The following is a 6,167-nucleotide window of genomic DNA, read 5'->3' on the forward strand; positions in this document are numbered from 1 at the left end:
GAGATGATTTTAATGATTGACAATTATGATTCATTTACGTACAACTTGGTTCAATATTTGGGTGAGCTCGGGGAGGAACTGATCGTCAGACGGAATGACGAGATTACGATTGAGCAGATTGAAGAGCTGGGTCCGGACTTCTTAATGATTTCACCCGGGCCGTGCAGTCCTGATGAAGCGGGGATCAGCCTCGAAGCCATCAAACATTTTGCCGGCAGTATTCCTATTTTCGGCGTATGTCTCGGGCATCAGTCGATTGCGCAAGTATTCGGCGGCGATGTCGTCAGAGCAGAGCGGCTCATGCACGGCAAAACGTCAGAAGTTATGCATGACGGACAGACGATTTTTAAAGGCCTGCAAAATCCGCTGCTCGCCACCCGGTACCATTCACTTATTGTCAAAGCGGACACGCTGCCGGATTGTTTTACGGTATCCGCTCAAACCAAAGAAGGAGAAATTATGGCAATCCGCCATAATGAGCTGCCTGTTGAAGGTGTTCAGTTCCATCCGGAATCCATCATGACCTCCTTCGGCAAAGAGATGCTCAGAAACTTTATAGAGACACACCGCAAAAAGGAAGTGACGGTGTGATTATATATTTGAATGGTCAATATATAGAGGAGAAAGAAGCGGCGCTTTCTCCTTTTGACCATGGTTATCTGTACGGGATCGGCGCGTTCGAGACGTTCAGGCTTTACAGCGGCCGGCCGTTTCTGCCGGATGCGCATGTCGCCAGGCTCAACAGGGCGCTTCGGGATCTGCAGATTGCATATGAGGTGAACAAACAGGAGCTGCTTGATATGCTTCGGAGACTGTTGCTCCTCAATGAGATCAAGGACGGCAGCGCGCGTGTCCGGCTTAACATCTCGGCAGGCGTCAGCGATAAAGGGTTTGCCGCGCAGACTTATGAAAAGCCGACCGTCCTTTGTTTCGTCAACCGGCTCAATCCGGAAACTCTGCCTGTTCAAAAAGAAGGCAGGCTTCTCTCTATCAGGAGAAATACGCCTGAAGGATATTTCCGGTTAAAATCCCATCACTATTTAAACAACATGTATGCTAAACGGGAGATCGGGAATGATCCCAATCTTGAAGGCATTTTCCTGACCGGAGAAGAAGATGTCGCGGAAGGCATCGTCTCCAACGTGTTTTGGAAAAAAGGAGACAAGGTCTTTACACCATCCTTGGATACGGGAATTCTCGACGGCGTAACGAGACAGTTTGTTATTGATGAATTGAAACGGCAGGGGACAGAAGTCACCGAAGGCCGATTCCGTTTTCAATCAATGCTTGAAGCGGATGAAGCATGGTTGACAAACTCCGTGCTTGAAATCATCCCGTTTTCTAAAATAGAGGAAGTGCCGCTGCCCGGAGTGAGCGGAAAAACGGTGCAATTGCTCCGTAAGCAGTATCAGCAGGAAATAAACAAAATGAATGTACAGGAGGAGGAACAAAATGGCGCAGCAAACAATTGAACAGCCTAAACTGATTCATACAAAAAAAGGCGCTCTGTCCTATAAAGAGAAGACGCTCGTTATGGGGATATTAAATGTAACGCCAGACTCCTTCTCTGACGGCGGTAAATACGACAGTACGGAAAGGGCGCTTCTGCATGCGGCGAAGATGGCTGAAGAAGGGGCGCATATCATAGATATCGGCGGCGAATCGACAAGACCCGGCGCATCACTCGTGTCGGCTGATGAGGAAATGTCACGAGTCATCCCCGTCATAGAGCGGATCACAAGCGAGCTGGACATTCCGCTTTCAATCGATACGTACAAAGCGTCCGTGGCAGACGAAGCGGTCAAAGCGGGAGCCTCTATCCTTAATGACATCTGGGGGGCGAAAGGTGATCCTGACATGGCGTCAGTAGCCGCCGCACACGGGGTTCCGATTATCTTAATGCATAATCGCATGGAAAGAAACTACAACGATCTTATTCCTGATATGCTTGCAGACTTGATGGAAAGCGTAAAAATTGCCGCAGAAGCCGGCGTCACAGATGAAAACATGATTCTGGATCCGGGGATCGGCTTTGCGAAAAACTATGAGGACAATCTGGCTGTCATGAACAAGCTGGAGGTGTTCAGCGGGTTAGGTTATCCGCTGCTCCTGGCGACATCGAGAAAAAGGTTCATCGGCCGTGTGCTTGACCTTCCCCCTGAAGAACGTGCCGAGGGAACGGGAGCGACAGTATGCCTTGGCGTCCAAAAAGGCTGCGACATTGTGAGGGTGCACGATGTCAAAGAGATCGCAAGAATGACGAAGATGATGGATGCTATGTTGAACAAAGGAGGCGTACATTATGGATAAAGTATATGTGGAAGGTATGGAGTTTTACGGATATCACGGCGTGTTCGAAGAAGAAAACAAACTCGGCCAGCGCTTCAAAGTAGACCTGACTGCCGAACTGGATTTGAGCAAAGCGGGAAAAACGGATGACCTCTCTTATACCATTAACTATGCGGAATTGTACAGTGTCTGCCGCGGCATCGTTGAGGGCGAGCCCGTTAATTTGGTCGAGACCCTTGCGGAACGGATCGCAGACACCGTCCTTGAGAAATTTGAACCGGTGCAGCAATGTACGGTAAAGGTTGTTAAGCCTGACCCGCCGATTCCCGGCCATTATAAATCAGTGGCCATAGAAATGACGAGAAAGAAATCATGAACAATACGGCATATATCGGCCTCGGCTCCAATATGGGCGACCGTGAACATTATTTGCGTCAGGCAGTGGCCATGCTCAGCCGGCATCATGGCGTGACGGTGTCAAAGGTGTCCTCCATATATGAAACAGATCCCGTCGGCTATGAGGATCAAGATCAGTTTCTCAATATGGCGGTTGAAGTGAAAACGTCGTTATCTCCTTTTGAACTTCTTGATGTAACGCAGAGCATTGAAGCTGAATTAGGCAGAACGAGAGAGATTCGCTGGGGACCGCGGACGGCAGACCTTGACATTTTGCTGTATAATCGTGAAAATATTGAAACAGAGCGGCTGATTGTTCCGCATCCGAGAATGTATGAGCGCTTATTTGTCCTTGCGCCGTTAAAAGAAATATGTTCGCAGGCGGATCATATCACGATAAGCGCTGAAACAAACCAAGAAGGTGTAAGAGTATGGAAGCAGAAATCTGGGGTAGGCGAATTCGTGCATTCAGAAAGCTGAAAGGTTATACTCAAGAAGGATTTGCAAAAGCATTAGGTATATCAGTTTCTATTGTCGGTGAAATTGAACGCGGAAACCGATTGCCGTCAGATGCCATCATTCAAGATGCGGCAGATGTTTTAAATATAAGTGCGGACGAATTGGCCCCGCCTGAAAAATAGACAAATGAAAGGAGGGGAAAAATGTTTAAAATCGGTGATATTCAATTGAAAAACCGGGTTGTGCTTGCCCCTATGGCCGGTGTCTGCAACTCAGCGTTCAGATTGACTGTAAAGGAATTCGGAGCCGGGTTGGTATGCGCTGAAATGGTCAGTGACAAAGCGATTCTTTACAACAACGCCAGAACAATGGGGATGCTTTACATTGATGAACGTGAAAAACCGCTCAGCCTTCAGATTTTTGGAGGGAAAAAGGAAACCCTTGTGGAAGCGGCGAAGTTTGTAGATCAAAACACGACTGCTGATATTATTGATATTAACATGGGATGTCCCGTACCCAAGATTACAAAATGTGATGCGGGCGCCAAATGGCTTCTCGATCCTGATAAGATTTATGAAATGGTATCCGCAGTAGTAGATGCTGTTGATAAGCCGGTTACAGTGAAGATGAGAATGGGTTGGGATGAAGAGCACATCTATGCGGTGAAAAATGCCCAAGCCGTTGAACGTGCCGGCGGAAAAGCCGTTGCCCTGCACGGCCGCACAAGAGTGCAAATGTATGAAGGCACTGCGAACTGGGATATCATTAAAGAAGTGAAGCAATCCGTCTCCATTCCCGTCATCGGAAACGGTGATGTCAAAACGCCTCAGGACGCGAAACGTATGCTTGAGGAAACAGGAGTTGACGGCGTCATGATCGGCCGGGCCGCACTCGGCAACCCGTGGATGATTTACCGTACGGTGCACTACCTTGAAACCGGTGAGTTAAAAGACGAACCGAAAGTCCGTGAAAAAATGTCGGTATGCAAACTGCACTTAGACCGCCTGATTAAGTTAAAAGGCGAAAATGTGGCAGTCAGAGAAATGAGAAAACACGCTGCCTGGTACCTGAAAGGTGTCAGAGGCAATGCGAATGTACGCAACGAAATCAACCAATGTGAGACGCGTGAAGAAGTTGTGCAGCTTTTAGATGCATTTACCGCCGAAGCAGAGGCAAAAGAGCTTCAAGATGCAAAAGTAGGTTAATATACACCCTCTATTGCTGCTCACTGCCAGCTTACCGCTGGCAGTTTTTCTGCTTTTTCGTGAAATCAAAATGTAACGGAGTGATACCAATGAGTCAAGAAGAGCAAAATCATGAGGAATTGAACGACCAGCTGCAAGTCAGACGAGATAAAATGAACCAGCTGAGAGAAAACGGCATTGACCCTTTCGGCGAACGTTTCGAGAGAACGCATCAATCTCAACAGATCATTGACGCCTACCAGGAGCTTTCTAAAGAAGAATTGGAAGAAAAAGCGATCGAAGTGACCATTGCAGGCCGTATGATGACAAAGCGCGGAAAAGGGAAAGCCGGCTTTGCGCATCTGCAGGACTTAGAAGGTCAAATTCAAATTTACGTAAGAAAAGACAGTGTCGGCGAAGAACAATATGAAATCTTTAAATCTTCAGACCTCGGAGACGTTATCGGCATCACGGGGAAAGTTTTCAAAACAAACGTAGGCGAGCTTTCTGTCAAAGCGACATCTTTTGAACTGCTGACAAAAGCACTGCGTCCTCTTCCTGATAAATATCATGGGTTAAAAGATGTTGAACAGCGTTACCGCCAGCGCTATCTCGATCTCATCGTAAACCCTGACAGCAAACAAACGTTTATCACACGCAGCAAAATCATCCAAGCGATGAGAAGATACTTAGATGACCATGGATACTTAGAAGTTGAAACACCTACGATGCACAGCATACCGGGAGGAGCGTCTGCACGCCCGTTCATCACGCACCATAACGCGCTCGATATGCCTCTTTATATGCGTATTGCGATTGAACTGCACCTGAAACGCCTGATTGTCGGCGGATTGGAAAAAGTCTACGAAATCGGCCGTGTGTTCCGTAATGAAGGTGTTTCTACACGCCATAACCCTGAATTCACGATGATCGAGCTGTATGAAGCGTACGCCGATTATAAAGATATTATGAGTCTTACGGAAAACCTCGTAGCACATATTGCGCAGGAAGTGCTTGGAAGCACCACAATCCAGTACGGAGAAGAGCAGATTGATCTGAAACCTGAATGGAAACGACTCCACATGGTAGATGCGGTCAAAGAAGCGACAGGCGTAGATTTCTGGAATGAGATGACTGTTGAAGAAGCGCGCGGTCATGCAAAAGAGCATGGTATCGAGATCACAAACTCAATGACGGTGGGTCATATCATCAATGAATTCTTCGAACAAAAAATTGAAGAAACACTCATTCAGCCTACATTTATTTACGGCCACCCTGTAGAGATTTCTCCTCTTGCTAAGAAAAATCCTGAGGACCCTCGCTTTACAGACCGTTTTGAGCTGTTTATCGTCGGCCGTGAGCACGCTAATGCGTTTACGGAGCTGAATGACCCTATTGACCAGAGGGAACGCTTTAAAGCGCAATTAAAAGAAAGAGAAGAAGGTAACGATGAAGCGCATATGATGGATGAAGACTTCGTTGAAGCTCTTGAATACGGCATGCCGCCGACCGGGGGATTGGGTATCGGTATCGACCGCCTTGTCATGCTGTTAACAAATGCTCCGTCTATCAGAGACGTTTTATTATTCCCTCAAATGAGACAACGCTAATAAAAGGGCAGGCGCCGTTTCTGCTTATCGCAGTACGGCGCTTTTTTAGAAACAAGCCGCTCGTAAAACTTTTTGATTTTCTTTTAAAAAACTATTGCACTATTATTTGTGAGGTGGTATATTATTATTCGTTGCCGCTAAACAAGGCGCTGACGAAAAAAAGAAATTTAAAAAGTTGTTGACTTCAAGAGATTGATAAGATATAATAATAAAGTCGCTTGAACGAAAG

At 46.9% G+C, this 6,167-nt stretch carries 8 protein-coding genes; all 8 read left to right on the forward strand.

Going from position 1 to position 6,167, the window contains the following annotated elements; all coding sequences use genetic code 11:
- Positions 1 to 3: 3 nt before the first annotated feature.
- The 8 genes from pabA to lysS all read left to right on the forward strand — a co-directional run bounded on the left by pabA (position 4) and on the right by lysS (position 5,938).
- On the forward strand, positions 4 to 591 hold the full coding sequence (pabA, locus tag ACNFN4_RS20975; protein ID WP_448200459.1) for an aminodeoxychorismate/anthranilate synthase component II: 588 nt from the start codon (positions 4 to 6) through the stop codon (positions 589 to 591).
- Entirely contained in the window at positions 588 to 1,472 is an 885-nt protein-coding gene (gene pabC, locus ACNFN4_RS20980) for an aminodeoxychorismate lyase (protein ID WP_020955215.1), read from the forward strand. The genes pabA and pabC overlap by 4 nt, the downstream gene beginning before the upstream one ends.
- Positions 1,453 to 2,310: a dihydropteroate synthase gene (gene folP, locus ACNFN4_RS20985; protein ID WP_007409946.1), complete on the forward strand. Its 858-nt coding sequence runs from the start codon at positions 1,453 to 1,455 to the stop codon at positions 2,308 to 2,310. The genes pabC and folP overlap by 20 nt, the downstream gene beginning before the upstream one ends.
- On the forward strand, positions 2,303 to 2,665 hold the full coding sequence (folB, locus tag ACNFN4_RS20990) for a dihydroneopterin aldolase (RefSeq protein WP_003150671.1): 363 nt from the start codon (positions 2,303 to 2,305) through the stop codon (positions 2,663 to 2,665). The genes folP and folB overlap by 8 nt, the downstream gene beginning before the upstream one ends.
- Positions 2,662 to 3,165: a 2-amino-4-hydroxy-6-hydroxymethyldihydropteridine diphosphokinase gene (gene folK, locus ACNFN4_RS20995; protein ID WP_020955216.1), complete on the forward strand. Its 504-nt coding sequence runs from the start codon at positions 2,662 to 2,664 to the stop codon at positions 3,163 to 3,165. The genes folB and folK overlap by 4 nt, the downstream gene beginning before the upstream one ends.
- Positions 3,117 to 3,326, forward strand: coding sequence for a helix-turn-helix domain-containing protein (locus tag ACNFN4_RS21000; RefSeq protein WP_003150668.1), 210 nt, complete (start codon positions 3,117 to 3,119; stop codon positions 3,324 to 3,326). Before folK ends, ACNFN4_RS21000 begins: the two co-directional genes overlap by 49 nt.
- Before the next feature lie 21 nt (positions 3,327 to 3,347).
- The gene (dusB, locus tag ACNFN4_RS21005) at positions 3,348 to 4,349 is read left to right on the forward strand and encodes a tRNA dihydrouridine synthase DusB (protein WP_007409948.1); all 1,002 of its coding nucleotides are present in this window, start codon (positions 3,348 to 3,350) and stop codon (positions 4,347 to 4,349) included.
- 89 nt (positions 4,350 to 4,438) lie between these two features.
- Entirely contained in the window at positions 4,439 to 5,938 is a 1,500-nt protein-coding gene (gene lysS / locus ACNFN4_RS21010; RefSeq protein ID WP_448200460.1) for a lysine--tRNA ligase, read from the forward strand.
- The last annotated feature ends 229 nt before the right edge of the window (positions 5,939 to 6,167 follow it).

It is taken from the genome of Bacillus sp. N1(2025) (assembly GCF_053470005.1).

Bases quoted from the DNA above. Each gene is read 5' to 3' on its own strand.
- dusB (WP_007409948.1), top strand. From the start codon at position 3,348: ATGTTTAAAATCGGTGATATTCAATTGAAAAACCGGGTTGTGCTTGCC.
- folP (WP_007409946.1), top strand. From the start codon at position 1,453: ATGGCGCAGCAAACAATTGAACAGCCTAAACTGATTCATACAAAAAAA.
- lysS (WP_448200460.1), top strand. From the start codon at position 4,439: ATGAGTCAAGAAGAGCAAAATCATGAGGAATTGAACGACCAGCTGCAA.
- pabA (WP_448200459.1), top strand. From the start codon at position 4: ATGATTTTAATGATTGACAATTATGATTCATTTACGTACAACTTGGTT.
- ACNFN4_RS21000 (WP_003150668.1), top strand. From the start codon at position 3,117: ATGGAAGCAGAAATCTGGGGTAGGCGAATTCGTGCATTCAGAAAGCTG.
- folK (WP_020955216.1), top strand. From the start codon at position 2,662: ATGAACAATACGGCATATATCGGCCTCGGCTCCAATATGGGCGACCGT.
- folB (WP_003150671.1), top strand. From the start codon at position 2,303: ATGGATAAAGTATATGTGGAAGGTATGGAGTTTTACGGATATCACGGC.